13 protein-coding genes are annotated in these 20,907 nt (G+C 48.9%); 4 read left to right on the top strand and 9 right to left on the bottom strand.

Annotation, left to right across the window (positions count from 1 at the left end; genetic code table 11):
- Positions 1–36 precede the first annotated feature (36 nt).
- The 9 genes from D9N14_RS06855 to D9N14_RS06815 are packed head-to-tail and all read right to left on the bottom strand — an operon-like array spanning position 37 to position 14,055.
- The gene (locus tag D9N14_RS06855) at positions 37–3,345 is read right to left on the bottom strand and encodes a type I restriction endonuclease subunit R (RefSeq protein ID WP_290578344.1); all 3,309 of its coding nucleotides are present in this window, start codon (positions 3,343–3,345) and stop codon (positions 37–39) included.
- A 37-nt stretch (positions 3,346–3,382) separates the two neighbouring features.
- Positions 3,383–4,912: a nucleotidyltransferase gene (locus D9N14_RS06850; RefSeq protein ID WP_290578342.1), complete on the bottom strand. Its 1,530-nt coding sequence runs from the start codon at positions 4,910–4,912 to the stop codon at positions 3,383–3,385.
- Complete coding sequence (locus D9N14_RS06845) at positions 4,913–5,857, bottom strand: CBASS cGAMP-activated phospholipase (protein ID WP_290578340.1); 945 nt, start codon at positions 5,855–5,857, stop codon at positions 4,913–4,915.
- Between the two features lie 48 nt (positions 5,858–5,905).
- A complete protein-coding gene (locus D9N14_RS06840; protein ID WP_290578338.1) occupies positions 5,906–7,264 on the bottom strand; it encodes an McrC family protein in 1,359 nt (452 codons plus the stop codon).
- Entirely contained in the window at positions 7,264–9,843 is a 2,580-nt protein-coding gene (locus tag D9N14_RS06835; RefSeq protein WP_290578336.1) for an AAA family ATPase, read from the bottom strand. Before D9N14_RS06835 ends, D9N14_RS06840 begins: the two co-directional genes overlap by 1 nt.
- 43 nt (positions 9,844–9,886) lie before the next feature.
- Entirely contained in the window at positions 9,887–11,095 is a 1,209-nt protein-coding gene (locus D9N14_RS06830; RefSeq protein WP_290578334.1) for a restriction endonuclease subunit S, read from the bottom strand.
- On the bottom strand, positions 11,085–12,611 hold the full coding sequence (locus tag D9N14_RS06825; protein WP_290578332.1) for a type I restriction-modification system subunit M: 1,527 nt from the start codon (positions 12,609–12,611) through the stop codon (positions 11,085–11,087). The genes D9N14_RS06830 and D9N14_RS06825 overlap by 11 nt, the downstream gene beginning before the upstream one ends.
- 11 nt (positions 12,612–12,622) lie before the next feature.
- Positions 12,623–13,468 (bottom strand): DNA damage-inducible protein D, encoded by an 846-nt coding sequence (gene dinD / locus D9N14_RS06820; RefSeq protein WP_290578330.1) that lies wholly within the window; start codon positions 13,466–13,468, stop codon positions 12,623–12,625.
- On the bottom strand, positions 13,465–14,055 hold the full coding sequence (locus tag D9N14_RS06815) for a restriction endonuclease subunit S (RefSeq protein ID WP_290578328.1): 591 nt from the start codon (positions 14,053–14,055) through the stop codon (positions 13,465–13,467). The genes dinD and D9N14_RS06815 overlap by 4 nt, the downstream gene beginning before the upstream one ends.
- Positions 14,056–14,186: 131 nt before the next feature.
- Between D9N14_RS06815 and D9N14_RS06810 the strand changes: the two genes are divergently transcribed.
- From D9N14_RS06810 to D9N14_RS06795, 4 genes are read left to right on the top strand one after another with little or no spacing between them, the layout of a single operon-like run.
- Positions 14,187–15,686, top strand: a complete 1,500-nt coding sequence (locus tag D9N14_RS06810; RefSeq protein ID WP_290578326.1) for a DUF3375 domain-containing protein — start codon at positions 14,187–14,189, stop codon at positions 15,684–15,686.
- Positions 15,687–16,439, top strand: a complete 753-nt coding sequence (locus tag D9N14_RS06805) for a DUF4194 domain-containing protein (RefSeq protein WP_290578324.1) — start codon at positions 15,687–15,689, stop codon at positions 16,437–16,439. It begins immediately after the preceding gene.
- On the top strand, positions 16,436–19,741 hold the full coding sequence (locus D9N14_RS06800) for an ATP-binding protein (RefSeq protein WP_290578322.1): 3,306 nt from the start codon (positions 16,436–16,438) through the stop codon (positions 19,739–19,741). The genes D9N14_RS06805 and D9N14_RS06800 overlap by 4 nt, the downstream gene beginning before the upstream one ends.
- The gene (locus D9N14_RS06795) at positions 19,725–20,903 is read left to right on the top strand and encodes a Wadjet anti-phage system protein JetD domain-containing protein (protein WP_290578320.1); all 1,179 of its coding nucleotides are present in this window, start codon (positions 19,725–19,727) and stop codon (positions 20,901–20,903) included. The genes D9N14_RS06800 and D9N14_RS06795 overlap by 17 nt, the downstream gene beginning before the upstream one ends.
- The last annotated feature ends 4 nt before the right edge of the window (positions 20,904–20,907 follow it).

Genomic DNA, 20,907 nt, shown 5'->3' with positions numbered 1-20,907 from the left:
GCGTGCCTTTGACCTTAATCGGAACATTCATCCCGCTCAAACTCCAGTCACACCGCTGTTTAATCCAACCCGGGTAATCTGCACTACCATTTCCACAATCTTCTTGGCCTGATCCATACCGCTTCCTACAGATTTACATTCCTTGAACATAAGCGGTAACAGCTTCTTGCGGATATCCGCTTCGATATTCTGCGGATTGATAGAATTTTCGGCTACTGAAGTGGTAACTGACTCATCGACCTCAAAGGCCAGCTTCACCCACTTGTCCTGTACTTGCTGATCCATAATCGCCAATGCTTCTGGCAACTGCTTTTTGAATACTCCAAAGTATGCCTGGGCGTGACGATTACCGGCAAAGGCATCTGGGATCTCATTCAGGCGGCGTTCCTGAACCTGTTCTTCGAATTCGCGAAACAGCATGTACTGCTTCAGCGGATGATCGAAGAGCTTTTCAGCCTCTTCAATCGCCTGGCGCAGTAGTTTTGAGAAAGCTTCCTGCGCGTAGGGATCATCACGCAATTCTTGCTCGATCATGCGGGTAACGCGGGTTTTGATAATATCGGTTTCGTTGCGGGTCTTTTCTTCGCTCCAATCCTTCGGCTCTCGTTTCTGCCCCATCTTACCCACTTCGTACACGCCGCCGGGTTCCCTTACCTCAACACCCACAACGTGCTTATCCAGTAGTTTCTTAACCTGCTCTGCATACTCGTCGTAGTTGACCCTCTCGCCAGCATCTTTCTGCACCAATTTTCGCAAACTGGAAAACTGCTTCACTGTTTCCTTGTAGTGACGGCGATTGTCGTCGCTGAAACTCTTGTCGTCATAGAAGGTGGCGGATTGCAGTGCCACCTTCAGGCAACTGGCAAAGGCGGTCAGCGCCTCATAGAAGTCCTCACGTATCTTCAGGTGAGTATCCACCAATTCGCCATTGCGGTCTTCGATCTTGGGAACCAACACCTGTCGTAACTGTTCAATGTCGTTCTTGTTTTTCACGCCATCAAAGATTGCCCACAGCTGCTTGTAGAGCTGCGGCAGGCGCTTGTACTCGGTGCTCATCTGACTGTAGAGGCCAGCAATATCATTGATGTCGTAACCACCCTGAGTGCGGGCAGCCAGATCCTGATATTTCTGAATGGTGGTATCCAATTCCGCAAGAATGCCGCGATAGTCGATCAGCAAGCCGAATTTCTTCTTGGGATGCAGGCGGTTTACCCGCGCGATGGCTTGGATCAGGTTGTGTTCTTTCAGGGGCTTGTCGATATAGAGCACGGTGTTCTTCGGTTCATCAAAGCCGGTCAGCAGCTTATCCACTACAATCAGCATCTTTAGATCATCATCCTTGTCGAAGCGCTCGATCAAATGTTTGGTATAAGCCTGATCATCCTGGCTGCCTACGTTATCCTTCCACCATTTAGTCACCTCGGGGGCGGTCGCTTCATCCACCTCGGTATTTCCTTCCCGTGTATCCGGGGGGCTGATTACCACCGCAGATTCAAACAGGCCAGCTTCATCCAGGTACTTCTTATATTTGATGGCAGAGGCTTTACTGTCACAGGCCAGCTGGCCCTTCAGGCCTTCATCGATGTTCTTTACGAAGTGATTGGCGACATCCAGGGCAATCAATCGAATCCGATCATCTGCTTCGTACACTTGTCCCTTTTTGGCAAACTTACGCTTCAGGTCGGCTTTCTGCTCATCGGAAAGCCCTTCGGTAATACGTTCAAACCAGCTATCAATGGCACGCTCATTCACATCCAGATCCGGTATACGCTCCTCGTACAGCAGTGGCGTGACCGTCTTGTCTTCCACAGCGCGCTGCATGGTGTAGGCGTGCACAATGGGGCCGAATTTGTTGGTGGTCTTATCCTCTTTCAGCAGCGGTGTGCCAGTAAAGGCCACAAAAGCGGCATTGGGCAGGGCCTGCTTCATGCGGATATGGTTTTCACCACCCTGACCTCGGTGGCCCTCGTCGATCAACACAATGATGTCGGAACTTTTGTTCACACATTCCGGCAGCTTGGTAGCGGTATTAAACTTCTGGATTAGCGAGAAGATAATGCGCTCAGTTCCTTTACCAATCTGCTCCGCCAGCCGCTTGCCGGAGGTGGCCATGGCAGCGTTCTTGTCCTTATCGCTCTCCAGTACCCCGCCAGAGGAAAAGGTTCGGCTAAGCTGGGATTCCAGATCCACCCGGTCGGTTACCACCACAATACGGCACTGCTTCAGGCTATCGTGTAGGACCAGAGCCTTGCTTAAAAACACCATGGTGAACGACTTTCCGGAACCAGTGGTATGCCAGATCACCCCGCCTTCACGGCCACCACTGGCGTTGGTGGTATTGATGCGCTCAATCAACCGCTTAATGCCAAACACCTGCTGATAACGGGCCACGATTTTGCCCACCTTCTTATCGAACAGGGTATAAAAGCGGGTCATTTCCAGCAGCCGGTCGGGGCTTAGCAGGCTGATTAAAAGCTGGTCCTGACCGGTCACTGCCAGTTCACCGGCGCCAATCAGGCTTTGATACCACTGCAGATCGCCAGCGGGGCGGTGGTTAAACAGTCCCGAAACCTGATCAGCCGCCAGCGGGGTATTTTTGATGGCATACATTTCCGCATCGGTAATGTCTTCTTCCCGCCAGGCGGCCCAGAACTTGGCTGGGGTACCACAGGTGCCGTAGCGGCCCTCATTACCGTTAATGGACAGCAGTAACTGGCTATAGGCAAACAGTAGCGGTATTTCGTCGTGACGCTGGTTGCGCAGACTTTGCGAAATCCCTTCATCAATGGTGGGTCCCTTTTTGGACCCTGCCCCGGAATAGCCATCGGGCCGCTTGGCCTCGATCACCACCAGTGGGATACCATTTACAAAACAGACAATATCCGGGCGGCGTGTCTCTATACCACCAGAGCGAGTTACTACAAACTCCTCGGTAAATACAAAGCTGTTATTGGCGGGATTGTTCCAGTCAATCAGGGCAACAGTAGGGTTGGCCTTTTTGCCGTCCACGAATTCGGTGACGGATATTCCATACTGCAAGTGGTTATAGAGTTGCTGATTTGCAGTAAGCAAGCCTTCGTTCAATGCTGGGCTACATACCTCGGCAATCAGGTTGTCAATAGCTTTCTCAGATAGCGGGTAGCTGTTACCAGCGAAGGTGAAAGTGCGCTTTCTCAATTCGGAACGTAGAATCTGGCGCAGCAACACTTCGTCGGTTTTACCGCCTCGGGCAGATAACGTCTGTTCAGGGGGTAGGAAAGACCAACCCAGATTGGTTAACAGCGTCAATGCCGGGAGCTTAGCGCTGTATTCTTCCTGGAACTTTGGAAGGTTATTCTTACTCATATTTAGCCTTTTGATGCAGAGAAAGCTCTTCCCTTGCTCAGAACCTATTCCTGATGGCGACTATAAACTCACCCGTCTTTGCTACACAGACTCCATCTTTCACGACGAAGCCCTCTACCCAATGATCACCAATATAGGATGTTGACTCTGTTCGGTATATATCTCCCGAACCAGTTTGGATATGTTCGATAATTTCACCTCTCAACTGGCCTTTGTTTGTTGCCTCAGGACCAGTATTAACGACCTGCCAGTAAACTTGATACGGCTTTGGAACGTTGGTTTTTAATTTAAACTTAAGATCTTTACCCTTTAGCAGCGGTTGGCCCGATTGAAAGCTTTTCCAATAGACATGAGACATATAGGTTGCTTTAATTTCAGCAGTATAGCCGCTGGCCCGAGCAACAGGCCACCGCAAAGGCTTTCTGTGGGGTACATTGAAATTTAGTGCTGGCAAATTCGCAGGCTGATAAACGTCTACCAACGACTTCGTAAAACGGTCGTTCGCCACAAATTCGTTGATATTTAGAAAATCATCCTTTAACCACGCTACCCATTGGAAAAATGCTTTAGCTCTCGCATGATTGTCCTCATGCCAACGATCAGCAAAGTTCTCACCAGGATTCGTAGGGTTCGGTATAAGCCATTTCCCATCAGCAGTCCTGGTTATAAGGTTGTAAGTCGATTGTGCTCGATAAGCGTCGAATACGAAATTGGTGTTCAACTGCTGGGCTTGTTGGTCTAGATTCCTTATAAGACTACTCAAAGTGTCATAAATGCTAGTTTCGTTACGATAGCATAGCGAAGACAAGACAGTGATGATCATTGAGATGGGTTTATACTTCTCAATATCAGACTCAGAGAAGCGAATGTCTCGATGCCTTTTAAGGAGCTGGATAGACCTTTGCAGAGGTGTTTTAACATGTATATTTGGTACTTCATCCGTGGAATTAAATAGGTTTCTTTGACTGGCATAAATAGATTGCTTTTGGATCAATTTATCTCTATCAAATGCTTCTCTATTTTTTTCATAAAACCATTGTGAAAAGCCCTTTGGGTTGCTCGTGGTCCACGTATAATGACCACCTTGATCTTTATTTGTAGCTGCAATTGAGTCTTGTTGAAGCAAAAGTGCAGTTTCTTGAACAGATGGAAGGATATCCATGTGAAAGCCAATTCCATCCTGTTCAGCGTAATTTAGGGTCCAACAACGCTTACCTTCATCGTCAAGCATCGGCCCATAGGTTCCGTTACCCTTTAGATGGTCTCCAACCTGATTCTTCACTGTGCTTACTTGGACAAGATCTTTCTCATGCCCCAGACGGCAAACTAGATCGATATCATAGTCAGCATCTTTACTATTACGGAAAGGCCTTATCTCAGTTCCAAGCTTAAAGGAACCCTGAAGATAAACATCCGGAACTGAGTTAGCCCCCTCATAGTTACCGTCTTCAAGAAAGCCCTTCATAGATGAGAAGCGCTCCATTGCTTGTCGATACTTGCTAGGAGAAATATCAAGTTTTTTCGCTGCTTCCTTTAAGGCTTCCTCTCTTGAAATCAGTTCGCTCATTCATCCCCCTCCTGCTTGGTCCGAACAAAGAAACTGTCGAATTTCGGATGATCGATATGTAAAATGTTTGTCTGCTCGACTGATTAGATCATCAATCGCATCCACATCATCCAGCGGCAAGCTCGAATCAGACTCAAAATCGATTCTGAGTATTTGTTGTGGCTCGAGTTGTTGGTTGAGGTAATTCATAGCGCTTTGGCTTTGAAGCGACAGTAAAAAATTTATAAATTCTTTGTGCTTCCAACCTGTCGCAAAACCCCATCTTCTACCTTGCTTAAGCCCATAGGCAGTTTTTGCGTGGCCTGTACCAAGTGAAAGTACACGAATTTCATTCAGAGGGATCTCTAGGCGTTTCTGTGCGTCTATAACAGCTGCTAAAGCAGGATTGTTAGCCCACAACCCGCCATCTGATAGTAAGTACGCATCGACCCTATGCGGATCAAAAAAGGTTGGTGCAGAGCAGGAGGCTAGAACAGCATCTTTCAATTTTACTTTGGGATCACGTGTGAACTCAGCGCTATAACGTGATTTGAACACATGAACATTACCATTCCCAATATCTGTAGCGGGCAAAAGAAGTGGCTTATCAATTTCACCTAGAGTGACGTCACCAAATACACCTGAAAGAACTGCATATAGATTTTCGCTATCATAGATGCTTTCCTGCATTGGTTGAAAAGCATTTCGGAGCTTCTTCCCAGGTATGTATGATCGTTTCTTTTTGAATATTGCCTTTCCATGCTGCTGATACATTTCTTCGATTTCTTTTGCACGGACATCACATGCAACTCCAGCAGCAACAATAGATCCTGTGCTTGTTCCAGCTATCATGTCGACTGTTTCTAGAAGATTGATTTCTAACCGCTCTTCTATGCATTTCAGTATGTGTGCTGGATAAACACCCCTTATGCCACCACCGTCGATACTTAGTATTCTAAAAGTCATGCATTTAACTCTTCGTTTTTTTTCCACGGGTGAATTTTTATCGTTACATTAGCGATATTCTGCTCCGGCGATTCCGTCCCAATTAGAGATTTTGGCATAAACATCGACCTCACCTGAATTTAGCGAAGGGAAATACCCCAACCACTCACCGAGAACCAACCGACTCGACTCCAAACAGAATGGTACAGCCCAAAGCACCAAATCGGAGCTGAAATAGAACGGAGCCAGCGGCTGATCAAAACCTTCATGCTTGGGATATATCAACATCATATGGCCAGTACCCGATTGGTACTTCTGCCCATAGGCGAACAATTGATACATGTCGTTCTGGCTAATGCCGTACTTGGTATCTGTCTGTACAGCGGATTGATCCAACAATTTCCACTTGGCATCCAATACCTGCACTCCACCTTTATACCTCAGTAAAAAATCGGGCTTTAGTTGAAACCATCTTTGTGAAATATCTACTCCGTCAGGATAATGACGTACCAAATACTCGGAACTTGCCTGGGATGTCAATTTTGCCCCGGCCATCATCATTTTCCTCAGCGAGGCATCCACATAGGCTTCAAAGAGTTTTTCCATAGGGAACAGGAGCGAAATACCCTGACGCCCTCCTTTCTGGAAGTTGGGATTCAACTTTTCCAATATCAATTCGCACCAAGGTCTCACAGCGCTGTAGCTGTGCATCAACTTGCTGCTTCTCCATTGGGAGAACCCTTGTAAAGGGTTACTCTCCATGGGGATATCGCTCATTAGATGAGATAATTCGTTGGCTAGGCGCCAATTCTCTGGGCTTTTACATAAACCTTTAACCCATTCCAGAGCGGCTTTCAGAAGACGGTTCTCAATTCGGTTTGGGGTGAACACATCATGACAGATATGGAACAGATGGCCTTTTCCAGGTGGTTGACGCTGCTGTTTATCCAACTGCAACTGCCCGCGAATATACCGGCTTTCTTCTTCAACGCGTTCATAGTCAAAGCGCAACCCGCGGTGCACAAGGGCTTTCAGTTCCTGTAAAAACTGCCAAAAGATCCATTCATGCAGGGGCATACGCATGCACATGAGTTCAGCCCGGCCGGACTGTCTGGGCTTGATACCCAAGGCACTGCGCAACATGCGTTGCAAGATCGATCGGGCCTCTTCCGGATTCTCACTTCCCATACCGGTTTTCGGTAGAATCTCGATGGATTCTCCGCACGGGCTCTGCAGGTAACCCACATAGCTGCCCAACTTTAGCGATCGGCGATTATTGATCAGTGCTACTGGTTCAGCGCCTTTCCAACCCGAAGCCAGCCCATGCAGCCAGTTGAATGTAGCCTCGGAAACAACACCACTATCCAGTGATGCTGCTGCACTGGTATCTGTGGTTATCCGGGCGTACTCTCGGACCAACACGGTCATTACACAGCCTTAATCATAATGCCCTGATACGATTCCGGTTTCAGGAAGGCATCCGGGTTGATCCGATAGCGACGATCCTGCAGATCCTCAGCTATCTTGGTGCTAAACAGGCTATTGAGCTGTGTTTTTTCCTGTTGCAGCTGAATAAAGCGGTGCTCCCAGGCTTTATCAATGTCATTGAGCACCCAGCCAATCTTTTCCCAATCTGAAAAGAAGTATTCCTGTAGCATTGGGATAAGTTTGTTCCTGAAAATCGACGCCAGTGTGGCTTCTAGATGAATACCCGGTTGTTTTAATGGCAGGAAGTAACTGTGTCCAATCAAGTAATCTCGATCCAGCAGCACCTCAATACGCCCATTAATCACCTCCAACAGCTGACCGATAGAGACGCCATGCACCTCAACATCATCTAATAGCTGACTTTCCGGCATGACTTCGGTGAACTCAAACCTGCGCCGTAGCGCCAAGTCCAATTGCACCAGTGATTTGTCAGCTGTATTCATGGTGCCAATCACATAAAGATTAGCAGGAACGGAGAATGGCTCCTTGGAATAAGGCAAAATCACTGATTTTTCATCAGCACCACCTTTTCTTTTGTCCGGCTCAAGCAACGTGATTAACTCGCCGAAAATTCGTGAGATGTTTCCCCGATTAATCTCATCAATAATCAACACATAATTCGGCTTGGTTTTACTTTCTGCGAGCGGACTATGGGTAGATGTGAGGGAAAAACCCTGCCTTCCTAGTTCGTTTACTAGATCATCCCAACTTATACGCGTCAGTGGATAAACCGTCTGTTGAACCATTCTTGTCTGATCGTTGATAGGCAAAATATCGAACTCAATATCCGTCAAGAGCCAGTTTACTTTCCTCCCATGGGCGTAGGCAGCCCCATTCAGAGCGTCAACCGTGTTATCAAAAAAGTAATCTGACGCAACAATCCCTATAGCCTGCACTTTTGTCGCATCTTTCAGGCACAGTAAGACATCTCCTACCTGCATATCTTCAGCAAAGTTGTTAATGGTGGCGTGATTCTTATATGACAATGAATTCCAGTAACTCCGCTCTTCATCGCTACGATCATCAAGATCCAGCTTAAGATCGCCGGTGCTATTCCATCCGATTCTCGCCTCCCCTGCATCAATGTAGCGTTGACGCAACTCAGTTTCACTCCTCCGACCAATTGATATCTTCCATATCGTGGGAGCGGCAGATAGGCCTAGGCCTTGCTCAGTACTAACCGTTTTATCGGTACGGTAGGCCATACTTTTGAAAATTCCGTCTTCAACCTCATACAGAAGCCCCCCATTGTCACTAGTGGGTTTAGCGCGAATGCCTTCAATAAAGTCCTCGTAAGAGAAACTTTGATGAAAGGTAGTAAATGCCACGCGCTTATCTGACACTAACTGTTCATATATATTCTTGATAGCTTGGCGCCTATCTGTGCCGGATTTGGTGCGATCAATACGCTCATACTCCTCAGGCTCAGCAATCTTGACTGCCAGCTCCGTGGTGGCATAGGTTTTCCCTGTTCCCGGTGGGCCATAGAGGATCGTGTTCAACGCTGCCTGCTGTTTTGGGCCAGTATTTGCCATTCTCTTATCACTCTGATTAATCTGGTGCTGCTCTAATAGTCGTGAATCCGCATACATCTCACAGGCCTTTACTAGCTCACTCATCGTGTTCGGAGTAAATTCCAGAAAAGGTTTATTCAAATCAAACATCGAGGAATAGGCAAAGATCTCTCTATTTTTAATCTGGTCAGCCTCACAACGCTCTACGTTCATTCCATCCCGAGTAAGGCGCCTCTCTCGATGAAAGGGGCTCATATAGAGAACAGTGCGCTTGCCTTTGGAGGCAAGCACCATTGGATTACCATTTCCAGATTGGTAACCAAAGACTTTATCGGATGCACTGTGCATAGAATGATACTGTGCCGATGATTCCAGAAAGGCACGGGCTTTCTGAGGCGTAACCATTTCATCGAGGATGGGCTTCAACTTGTCCCAAAGCACATCAGCGTAGTCCAACAACCGCTTTCTACCGAGGCCCTTCATCAGTTTGACGTGAGCATTCGATAGGTTTGACTCTGGTTCTTCCAATAGAAGATTTAGATATTCCCCTTTGAAAAACGGTAGAACAGTTGGGGAGCTTCGATCCTGATAGAGAAACGCAATTTTCCAACGAACTGCTTCGCCCAAATCCGCAGCATCTACCTCAGCCAGATTGCCTTTGGCTGCAGCCTCGGCCACTTTTACTATTTCTGCCCGTACAGCTTTAAACGCCTCTTCGGCGGAGCCTCCATACTTGTCCATCCAGGCAAATTTATCGGTAAATATCCTGCCTCGACCGCTTTCTTTCGAATCGGTATTCCTGCGGGCGTAAACGCCGAACTTAAATGACGACCCACCCCAGATGGAACCGATGTCTTCAGTGTGCTTTTCCAGCCAGTTACAGAAGCTTTCCCCGGTATCCACAGATGTGTATTCTGTTAGTGTCATCGTGCGAAGCTTCTTTAGAGGCCAGCGCTGCAAGAATTCATCCCATATGGACTGCCGCTCTGCTACCGATTTATCCATGTGTCGTCCTGTTATCTATTTGAATGCAGCGCAATGGTAGAACCTAAATCGTTACGCGGCGCTTGCCAGTTAAGAGCTGCTGCATCAGAGCTTTCTTTTCTTGCTTTAGACCATCTAGCTTTTGTTGGAGCGCGGTTATTTCTCGATCGGTAATTGAAAGAACCGCAGCGATTTTTCGCTGTTCTTCGATACCGGGAAGCTGCCAGCTAATTTTCTTGAAGTGATTGAACTTCAAATTCCATGTGTCTGAAACAAGCCCTTGAGAGTGCCTATAGAAAACATGTATCAGTGCAGGAAGCTTGAACAGGTATGCTGCAAATGTCGGACATATATTGTCTGTAGGTGTGACAATAGTATAAGCAGGACTAACTATCCCTTCCTTATCTGACAAGCTGGATCGTCCTTGCCACATTCGCATGGTGTTGTAGCCGATATCATCCACACAAATTCGGCGGTATTTGGACTTATCTTCGTTGGATGTATTTTTTCTTCCAGTGTCTTCCTGGTATACAACGCCTTCGTCAGCTGTAATTGAAAGCAATGGTAGGTCAACTCGGCCGACTTCTACTCGTTCCTTGAATACGTTGCCAAATTTGTAGTGCATCCACTCCCCGCTAAACCTAACCCCATTCTCGTCCAGCAGGCGCTTTTTGCCGGTGAGCAGTTGTTGCATTAGGGCTTTTTTCTGCTGCTGGCTGTTGGCGAGGAGTTGTTCGGTGGTGGTGATGGCCTTATCCCAGGTGGAGAGGATTTGGGCGATTTTCTTTTGTTCGGGCAGTGGGGGGATGAGACCTACTACTGAGCATAATCGATCTGGAGAAGTATGTTTAACTTTTGTTCCAGTTGACTGTTCAGTAATTTGCTTTCGACTGAAAGGAGCATTGAAGAACAGGTACAGAAACTCCAAGCATACCCGGTTAGGCTGGATAATCTGAACCAAGCCGAGTCGCTGGTTGTGTAAATACCGGTCATTTTCTGGCACAAACAATGCGCTCCCTAGTAGACCCTCTGCTTGTTCTGTCATGGCGAGCAGCATGTCGCCCTTGTTAAGCAAATATCCATCAGGAACTTCACCATAGTAGTATTTGGTCTTTTCACCTTGATCTCTAAAGCCTCCTGATTCGTAGAAACTCCCTGGTGTGAGTAGTATTAAATCTCCATTACTCGTGAAGAATTCACTTTTGAATGCAAAGCCGTGCTTGATAGCAACCAAACCTTGGAGGTCTCGTTTTTCCCACCCATCAGGCACCATAACCAAGCTCCTCTAAATACTTGGCCATTTCACCTTCCAGCTCAGTCAGCTGTGCTTTCAACTGTTCCCGTTCAGCCCGCACTGCCATCAGATCAATTTCTTCCTCTTCCTCAAAGGTGTCCACATAGCGCGGGATATTCAGGTTGTAATCGTTCTCCTTGATCTCATTCAGGCTGGCCACGTAGGCGTATTTGTCGACGTTCTCGCCATTCTGGTAGGTCCCGACGATCTTGCGGATATTGTCTTCGGTCAGCAGGTTTTGGTTCTTACCGGCTTTGAATTCGCGAGAGGCATCGATAAACATCACGTTATTGTCAGCCTTTTCCTTTTTGAAGATCAGAATGGCCGCCGGGATGCCGGTGCCGTAAAACAGTTTTTCCGGCAGGCCGATCACGGCGGCCAGCAGGTTTTCGTCAATCAGCTGCTGGCGGATTTTGCCTTCGCTGGAACCCCGGAACAGTACGCCGTGGGGGACGACGACGCCCATTCGTCCGGTTTTTGGTTTGAGGATTTCGATCATGTGCAGGATAAAAGCGTAGTCGCCTTTGGTTTTGGGGGGTATGCCGCGGCGGAAGCGGCTGAATTTGTCGTGTTCGGCTTCATCGTGACCCCATTTGTCCAGGCTGAAGGGTGGGTTGGCGGTCACGATGTCGAACAGCATCAGGTTGCCGTTTTGATCCAGCAGTTTGGGGTTGCGGATGGTGTCGCCCCATTCGATTTTGTGGTTGTCTTCGCCGTGCAGGAACATGTTCATTTTGGCAAGTGACCAGGTGGAGCCGATGGCTTCCTGCCCGTAGAGGGCGTATTGCTTGCTGTCGTGGTTCTTGCGCACTTTGGCGCCGCATTTCATCAGGAGGGAGGCGGAACCACAGGCCGGGTCGCAGATGCTGTCGCCCGGTTGCGGGTCCAGCAGTTCCGAGATCAGGTCGCTGACTTCGGGCGGCGTATAGAATTCACCGGCTTTCTGGCCGCCGCTGGCGGCAAAGTTTTTGATCAGGTATTCGTAGGCGTTGCCGATCACGTCCAGGGTGCCCACGCGGCTGGGTTTAAGGTTGAGTTCGGGTTTGGCGAAGTCTTCCAGTAGGTGGCGCAGGATGGTGTTTTTCTGCTTTTCTTCCCCCAGTTTGTCGGTGTTGAAGGAGATGTCCTGAAACACGCTTTTACCGGCGTCCTTGAGTTTGGTGCCGTTGGCTTCTTCGATGGCGTGCAGGGCCTGGTCGATGCGCTCCCCATTGCCGGGTTCGTGGCGGCGTTCCCACAGGGCATAGAAGCTGGCCTGTTTCGGTAGCACGAAGCGTTCGTTCTTCATCATTTCGTCGATCAGTTCCGGCTCGTCTCCGTATTCGGCTTTATAGCCGTCGTAGTGATCCTGCCAGACATCGGAGATGTACTTGAGGAACAGCATGGTGAGGATGAAGTCTTTGTAGGTGTCGGCGCTGATGGTGCCGCGAAAGGTGTCGCAGGCGGCCCACAGGGCTTTGTTGATGCTGTCCTGGCTGATTTTGTCTTGGCTCATGGTGGTGTCGTTCACTCTTTTGATTCCGGTTTGTTCTGGTGGCCGAGTTTGTTGGCGGCGGTTTGTAATTGTTTGATGCTTTTGTCAGGGGTGGGCAGGTCTTCGGGCATGGTGCCTCCCAGCTCTGCGATGGTTTGGCGCACTTTCTGGCCCACTTCAAAGTGGGTCTGGTTGGCGTGCTGTTTGTTCTGGATGTTGTCCCGGCGCAGCTTTTCTTCGGCCTGGGTGGCGCGGAACAGGTTTGCGGCCAGTTCGGTGGAGTCCATGTGGTCGAGGATCTTCTGGCTTTTCTTGAGGGCTTTGCGGGCGTGGATGGCTTTTTGGTCCAGCCCCCCATACAGGCCTTTGTAGCCGTGATTCTGGAATATGGCGAAGTCGAGGCCGGTTTCAACGCCGGCTTGTTGTGCGGCTTCCACCAGGTGTTTGTTGTGTTCTTTCAGTTCGTTGCGCAAGAACAGGCGTTTTTGATCTTCCTTGAGCTGGGAGAAGGCGGCGTCATCCGCCAGCTCCTGGCGCCGGGTCTGCACCGCAAAGTAGGTTTGCCCGGCGGCGATCACGGGTTTGCTGGGGTCGCCGTTCTGGACGACGAGGTAGCAGGCGTAGCGGGAGAGCTTAACATCGGGCAATTCACGTTGGGCGCCAGAACCAATGGTGACCATTGCGAGGATATCCTCGAAATGGTCCGGCACTTGATGTCCGCTGTTGACGCAGGCTTCTTTGGATTTGGTCACTACGGGCTGGAAATGGCGATATTCGGAGTAACCGAGCAATTTGGATAGGGCGCGGGCTGACCAGTATTCCATGCCGTTTTCGTCAATCAGTTTGATCTGCTCGAAGGGTTTGTGTTGTTCGTTCATTCCATAACATCCTTGTGGTCGAATAAATCATTGGCAATGCTGCTCATCATGCGTTCACCGTTGTGCAGCAATTGCTGAATCAGTTGCTGCTCTGCCCGCAGGGTGTTGGCCAGCTGGATGATGGCCTGTTGCCGGGGGAGGGCGGGGATCACCACGGGTGCGTCTTCCAGTACGCTGCGGCGGATGCTCTTGGTGAGGGTGCCCTCTGCGTTCTGGTCAAAGTAACGCTGGAGCGGGCCCTGGTTCAGTAGCCAGGCCAGGTAGTCCGGCAGAATGTCTGGTTGCTGCAGGCTCACTACGAAAAAGTGGGGGGCGGCCACGGCTTGCGTGCCTGGGGGCAGGGCGTGGTCGATCTGGGTAGCGTAGTTACGGCTGCCGCGGGCGGCTACCAGAATGTCCCCGGGCTGCAGGTATTGAGGGGTACGTTTTCCGGTGAGTTCGGTGGGCACGCAGGATGGCCAGTGAACCCCTTCCGTTGGGGAGGCGTCCTTCATCTGAACCGCTACCACAGGTGAACCGGGTTGCTCAGGGATCTTGCCCCGGAACGGATAGCCTGCGTTGATGTTGGCGATTTGCTTGAGTTTCACATTTTAGCCATATTCATTGGTGATGATGCGAAAAATCTCATGTTATTGGTTGAGTGTCAATCAAAATTATGTTTCATTGGTATTGATGCAATAAAAATGGTTGTCTGAAGCCGCTTTAAAGGATGATTATTGTGGACACTAGCGCCCACGAGCGAACACAGAAATTTGTCTCTGCCAGAAAGCAGAATCCTGCATGGTTGTTGCTGGCATCGCCACGTGCACCTTTGGTCTTGGGCTGCTTAACCTCGTTATTTGAGAATACTGAGGATGGGATAGCAGAGGAAGACGCTCTCCAGTCGTTGTCCGAAATGCTGGCCGACTATGCTTCCCAGGATGAATACGATATTGATCCGGGGAGTACGCGACTATTGGCAGGGAAGGAACTACGCCAATGGATAAAACGAGGGTTGGTGATTGAGCGGGGCCAGAGAATCTATGCGACGGATGCCTTGTCATCCGCCATTCAGTTTGTGGAGTTGCTTGATGAGCGAATCATGACCTCCACGTCGTCGCGGTTGTTGGTGGTTCAACGGGAAATCGAAGAACTTGAAGTGGGTTTAAACCCGAATCCAGCCAGTCGTAAGGATGCTATTCACCGTAAGATAAAACAATTGGAAGCCGAGCTGGCCGATGTAGAAGCCGGGCATATACCGGTTCTGTCTCACGATCAGGCAATAGAGCGGATTCGTGAAGTATACGGTTTGGCTGCGGGGCTGCGGGCCGATTTCCGCCGTGTTGAGGATTCCTGGCGTGAGGCAGATCGGTTGCTGCGGCAGTCCATTATGTCGGAAAAGTATCACCGAGGTGATATTGTCGATCGGTTGTTGGATGGGCAGTCTGATTTATTAAATACGCCGGAAGGGCGCGTCTTTGACAGTTTTCAGCAACAGCTCAGGCAAAGCGTGGAGTTGGATAATATGCGCATGCGATTGCGGGCCATATTATCCAACCCTGCTGCTGAGAAAGCACTCAGTAGGACCCAGCAGGCTGATCTGCGCTGGATCACTTTGCGGTTGGTAAGAGAAAGTCATTCGGTGCTGCAGGCCAGAGCCCGCAGCGAAAGGGATGTGAAGGGATTTTTAAAAACCGGCCTCGCGGCTGAGCACCATCGAGTTGGGAATTTGTTGACAGAGATAATGAATGTTGCGCTGGAGATGGATTGGTCCAGCCAGAAGGTGCGGCGCACCGATACGCCTTTGCCTCCCGTTGGGATTACCCTGGGTTATGTTCCGGTCGCTGAGAGGCTGCGGTTTAAATCTCTGGAAGATGATGCCGAGGGTGAACTGGATCTGTCAGCAAAAAGCACGGATTTCAGTGATTTGGCCCCGGAGTTTTGGGACGCGCTTGAAGGATTGGATCGCGAAGCGATGGTTGCGGATACACTGGCAGTACTGGCTGCTGAAGGTAAACCTATGACCATCGCCGATCTGGTGGAAAAACTGCCACCGGTTCATGATTTGGAAACGCTGGCGTTATGGTTGGGGATGGCTCGGGAAGCCGGTATCGATATTCAGGATATCAATATGCAAGAGGTCACGTTGGTAGATGAGGATGAGCAGCATTGGTTGTTTCGGGTGCCTTGGGTGGCGCTGAGTACCGAGGCCTTGGATGATATCGAGTGGGAATTTTAAATGGCAGGCATATTCGATCAGATTACGGGTCAGCCAGGCGGTGATAGTCAGTCTGACCAGAAGGAATTGGATGAACATCTGGATGAGCTATCGAATACGGACTCACAACTCAGTGTTGATCAAACTATTGAAGGCGCGGCGCGAACAGATAAAAGATTGCGTGAGGCCGCACAGGAGTTGCTCCGTTATGGCCTGCTTGAAGAAAGTCAGAAGCCTAATCTTTATCGTGTGTCGATATCTCAGTTAGAGCTGTTGAACGGCGTGCTTGAACCCTTCGATTTTTCGGCACAGGTAGACGAGATTCGTGGGCTTATATTCTTGGTGGTAAAAAAGCCGGACGATTCTGCGGAGTTTGACGAGTGGTCTCATCCATTGGTGCGTAAACAGCGATTAACCCTTGAGCAGTCTTTGTTAGTCGCCATACTGCGTCAGTATTTTATTGTCTATGAACAAGAAGCTGGGACGGGTGCCTCCCAAGCCGTAGTGGCTGTTGACGAGTTGATTCCACAGTTACAGGTGTATCTTGGCGACACAGGTAGCGAAGCGAAAGAACGCAACAGGATGTTGCAACTGCTGGATCAGCTAAAAGGGCATGGCTTGGTTTCGGCCCCTGACACCCACGACCGTATTACCATTCGCCCCATGATTGCCCATTTGGCCAATCCCGAAAACCTTGAGGTGTTGTTGCAGTGGATGCATACGCGAGTGAAAGGGAGTGATGATCCGCAGGACAAAAACGAGGGTGACGCATGAGCCAGCAAGATATGTGGTCTATGGAGCCGACTTATATCCTGAAGGAGATCAAGTTGTTCAATTGGGGTGGCTTCGATGGCGCTCATCATGCTGCAATCGATCCCATGGGAACAGCTGTTATTGGACCAACTGGTAGTGGTAAAACCACACTGGTTGACGCATTGATGACATTGATCTGCGCGAATCCAAAGTACAACCTGGCATCTACCGGCGGTCATGAAAGTGATCGTGATCTGGTGTCCTATGTGCGTGGTGTTTCCGGTGCCGGTGATGGCGGTGATGGGCAGTCGCATATTGCGCGTCCTGGAAAAACCGTCACAGGAATTGCTGCCACCTTGTTCAACGGAGAGAATATCGCAAGGCTTGGGGCCGTCTTATGGTTTGATGACTCCAGTTCTTCCCCCACTGATATGAAGAGGCTATGGTTCTTTACCACATCAAACGAGCAATCATTGGAACATTGGATTACCGTGCAGCACGAAGGTGGAATGCGTGCATTACGTCAGCTCGATAAGACGGAAACCGGAATATGGACCTACCCCAGTAAAAAGGCTTATCTGTCCCGTATTCGTGATTTTTTTGAGGTCCGGGAGAATGCCTTCAATTTGCTGAACCGGGCCGCTGGCTTGAAGCAGCTCAACAGCATTGATGATATTTTTCGGGAATTGGTGCTTGATGATACATCGCAGTTCGATCGAGCCAAGGAAGTTGCGGACAGCTTTGATGACTTAACAGCCATTCACGAGGAGCTTGAAATCGCGCGGCGGCAACAACGTTCATTGGAACCGGTAAGATTGGCTTGGGAAAAGTTTACGGTCAATAGTACTGAATTTGAGGAGAAGTCCTTGCTCAGCCAAATTTTGCCAGTGTGGTTTGGTGAGCAAGCCTACCAGTTGTGGAAGACGGAATGCGAACGATTGGTGCTGGAATGTCAGCATGCTGAAGCCAACCTGGAAGATGCCTCTGAACGCTTACGTGTTCAGGAAAGCGTTCGGGACAACCTGAAAGAAAGTTATCTGCAATTAGGTGGATCAGATATTCAGGTTTTGGAAGCGTTGATCGATGAGAAGCAGAAGAATCTGGATCGTTGTCAGAGGGATGTATGCCAGTATCAATTATTGTCACAAAAACTAGGGCTTTCCGACGCGATTGATAGGCAATCCTTTATAGACAATCAATCTGCAGCAAAGATTCTAATGGATCAAGTGGCTGAGCAGTGGGCGGCTGCTGAGAACGCGGTGTTTGAGCAAGGAAGTAAGCAACACCATGCGAATCAACAGTTAACTTCTATCAAGGAGGAGTTGTCTGAAGTTGAATTGCGCCCAGGTTCTAATATTAAACCCGAGTTTCACGCTTTTCGTGCCGCACTGGCTGCCGAGCTGAATTTGGCAGAAGATGATCTACCCTTTGTTGCTGAGCTTGTTCAAGTCAGGGAGGATCAGGCAGCATGGCGTGGTGCTATTGAGAGGGCGATAGGTAATCATCGTCTCCGAATCCTGGTTCCGCCTGAATCTACAAAAGAGGCTTTGCGCTGGATCAATAACCGCCATAATGCGTTACATGTTCGTGTTATGGAGGTTAAGGAGGCGAAAGATCAACCGGTATTTTGGGAAGATGGGTTTACCCGAAAATTAGAATATAAGCCACACCCCTATCGAGAAACGGTCAAGGATTTTCTGGCAGGAATCGACCGGCATTGTGTCTCCTCTATCGAAGAACTTCAGCGAACCCCACACGCAATGACCCAGCAGGGTTTGATGTCGGGTAAAGCACGCTTTTTCGACAAACAGGATCAAAAACGACTGGATCAAGACTGGTCAACCGGGTTTGATAATAAAGACCGATTAGCAATGCTAAAACAAGAGGTTTATGAAGCAGAAACTGCCCTAAAAGAAATGGAGTCGCTCCTTGAGAAAGCCAAAAGCCAAGCTTCGTTGATTTCCCAAAGAAAAATGTTACTGGAACAACTACAAGGATTGGAGTTTGATCAAATCAATATTGATAATGCGCAACTGGAATTGGATACCCAGAAAGATAGGTTATCTGCGTTAAGCTCCCCAGACTCCGATGTTGCAGCAGCTAAAATGAAGCTTGAGCAGGCTGAGCAAGTGCTGAAAGGTTGCAAGGGCGAGCGAGATCTGTGTCTTACGCAAAGCGAAGGTGCAAAAAAGGATTTGCAGCAGGCCAAGCTTCAAAAGACTAGGGCCTTCACTAAGGCGGAAGTCGGGATGAATGACAATCAGCGGGATTTGGCTCGCAGCTATTTCCCGGTAGTCCAGCCTGATCAAATTAATGATATTTCCGATATTGAAAAAAGTACCTTCGATAAGCTGAACTCGCAACTGGATATATTGCAAAGAAAGCGAGCTCAAATAGAAAAGGATTTAGTCAGATATATGTCGGATGCGAAGAAGGAAGATCGCGGCGCGCTGTCTGAGGTCGGGCGCGAGCTAGAGGATGTGCCTAAATATCTAGAACGCCTGACTATATTGATTGAGGAGGCATTGCCAGAAAAACGCCAGCGTTTCCAAGAGTACCTGAATCGCTCTTCTGACGAAGGTGTCACGCAATTGTTAACCACTATTGATAGCGAAGTAGATCGCATCGAAGAAAAGCTTGAAGATCTTAACAGCACCCTACGTCGTGTGGACTTTCAAGCCAATCAGTATATGCAATTGGTCTCTAACAAAGTGATTCATGAGAGTCTTCGTAGTTTCAATAAGACAAGAACTAAATTGGCCTCTGCGCGTTTTGTGGAAGATGAAGGAGAGAGCCAATATAAAGTGTTACAGGAAATCGTCGCTTTGCTTCGGGATGCATGTGAAAGGAATCGCATTGCAGCGTCCAAGGCGTTGTTAGATCCTCGTTTTCGGATCGAATTCAAGGTTTCTGTAATAGATCGGGCTACAGGTAAGGTGATTAATCAGTTCAGTGGTTCGCAAAGCCGCAGTGGTGGAGAAAAGGAAATCATTGCATCGTATGTGTTGACGGCATCTTTGAGTTACGCGCTATGTCCGGATGGAAGCAGTCGGCCATTGTTCGGAACCATCGTCCTTGATGAAGCCTTCTCTCGAAGCTCTCATGCGGTGGCGGGACGCATTATTGCTGCCTTGAAGGAATTCGGTCTGCATGCGCTGTTTATAACCCCTAATAAAGAAATGCGCTTGCTCAGAAAGCACACGCGCTCCGCGATAGTTGTTCATCGGAAGGCAATGAATTCTACGTTGACTCCGCTTAGCTGGCAGGCGCTGGACGAATTGAATCAGCAGCGTTTAAGGAACTCGGATGAAATCCCCATCTGATCTGGCGGCCAAATTGGTTAAACAATGGCATCGTTCTGATGTGCGTGTGGAACGCCTTCTTTCTAAAGATGCTTGGCCACTTGAGCCTTTAATTGGAAAGCCAACCCCGGCGCAATTTGTACATCAACCTGCGGAAGTTCAGAAACATATCCAATGCTGGAAAAATGTCAGTATCGGCGAGGTCGTTTGGCAGCCTGTCAAATATAGGGCCGGTGATACACCTATTGATGTTCCAATGAAATGGTGCATACCAAGTCCATCAGAATGGGCACGAGCATGCGGGGACAGTGCTATAGAGGATGAGTTTTATTCCCTTGAATTTATTGTTGAAAATGTCAATGAAATATATCGTGAGTTACTCATACGTGAGCGAAGCTTATGGCGCAACAAAGATCTGGATGAAATTGTGGTTACGGCAGAGTTGGCGGATGCGTTTTGTCCGGGCGTGGCACAAGGAAGACCGTTGCGTCTTATGGCTGGCCATGGTGTCGATACCAAGTTTTTTGAGCGCCATGGATTGTTGCTCACTAAGCTTTTGGATGAGCGCTATCAGGGTGAAGCTAGCGAACAGGGCCTTTTGAGCTTTTTGGATGCTTACGAAGAAAATGATCATTGGGTTCTCGTTGTCCCCCTGGAACGCAACTTATTGCCTTTTCGGCGCCTGCGCGTTACCACGTCGGCTTTGTCTGAATCACCGTTACCAGCAAAAAATATTCTGATTGTGGAGAATGAACAATGCTTCCATCACTTACCTGAGCTTCCGGATACTATTGCGGTAATAGGGGCGGGTTTGGATCTGAATTGGCTTGGTTCCAGGACTTTCGAAGGAAAGTCCATAGGTTATTGGGGAGATATGGATACCTGGGGGTTGTTAATGCTTGCACGTGCGAGGCAGTTTGCCCCGGGTCTAGTTCCTTTGCTCATGAATCGGGCACTTTTCGAAAGACATAGGGATGGATCTGCTGTGTCGGAGGCCTCGACTGCAGGTTCTGAGCCCCCTAAGGGATTGACGGATTCAGAAGCCTCTTTTTATCGTTATCTGTTGAAGCAGGATCGGGGACGATTGGAACAAGAATTTCTGCCTGTTGATGAAGTTCAAAGCGTTTTGAGAGCGTGGGTTTCCGGATTACCAACTTCCTCATCGGGCCCCCCAACTGATTAACAGG

The organism is Ketobacter sp. (assembly GCF_003671495.1).
Taxonomy (GTDB): Bacteria; Pseudomonadota; Gammaproteobacteria; order Pseudomonadales; family Ketobacteraceae; genus Ketobacter.
Note: the sequence above shows the minus strand (reverse complement) of the source record. Positions and strands in the feature narration are given on the sequence as shown.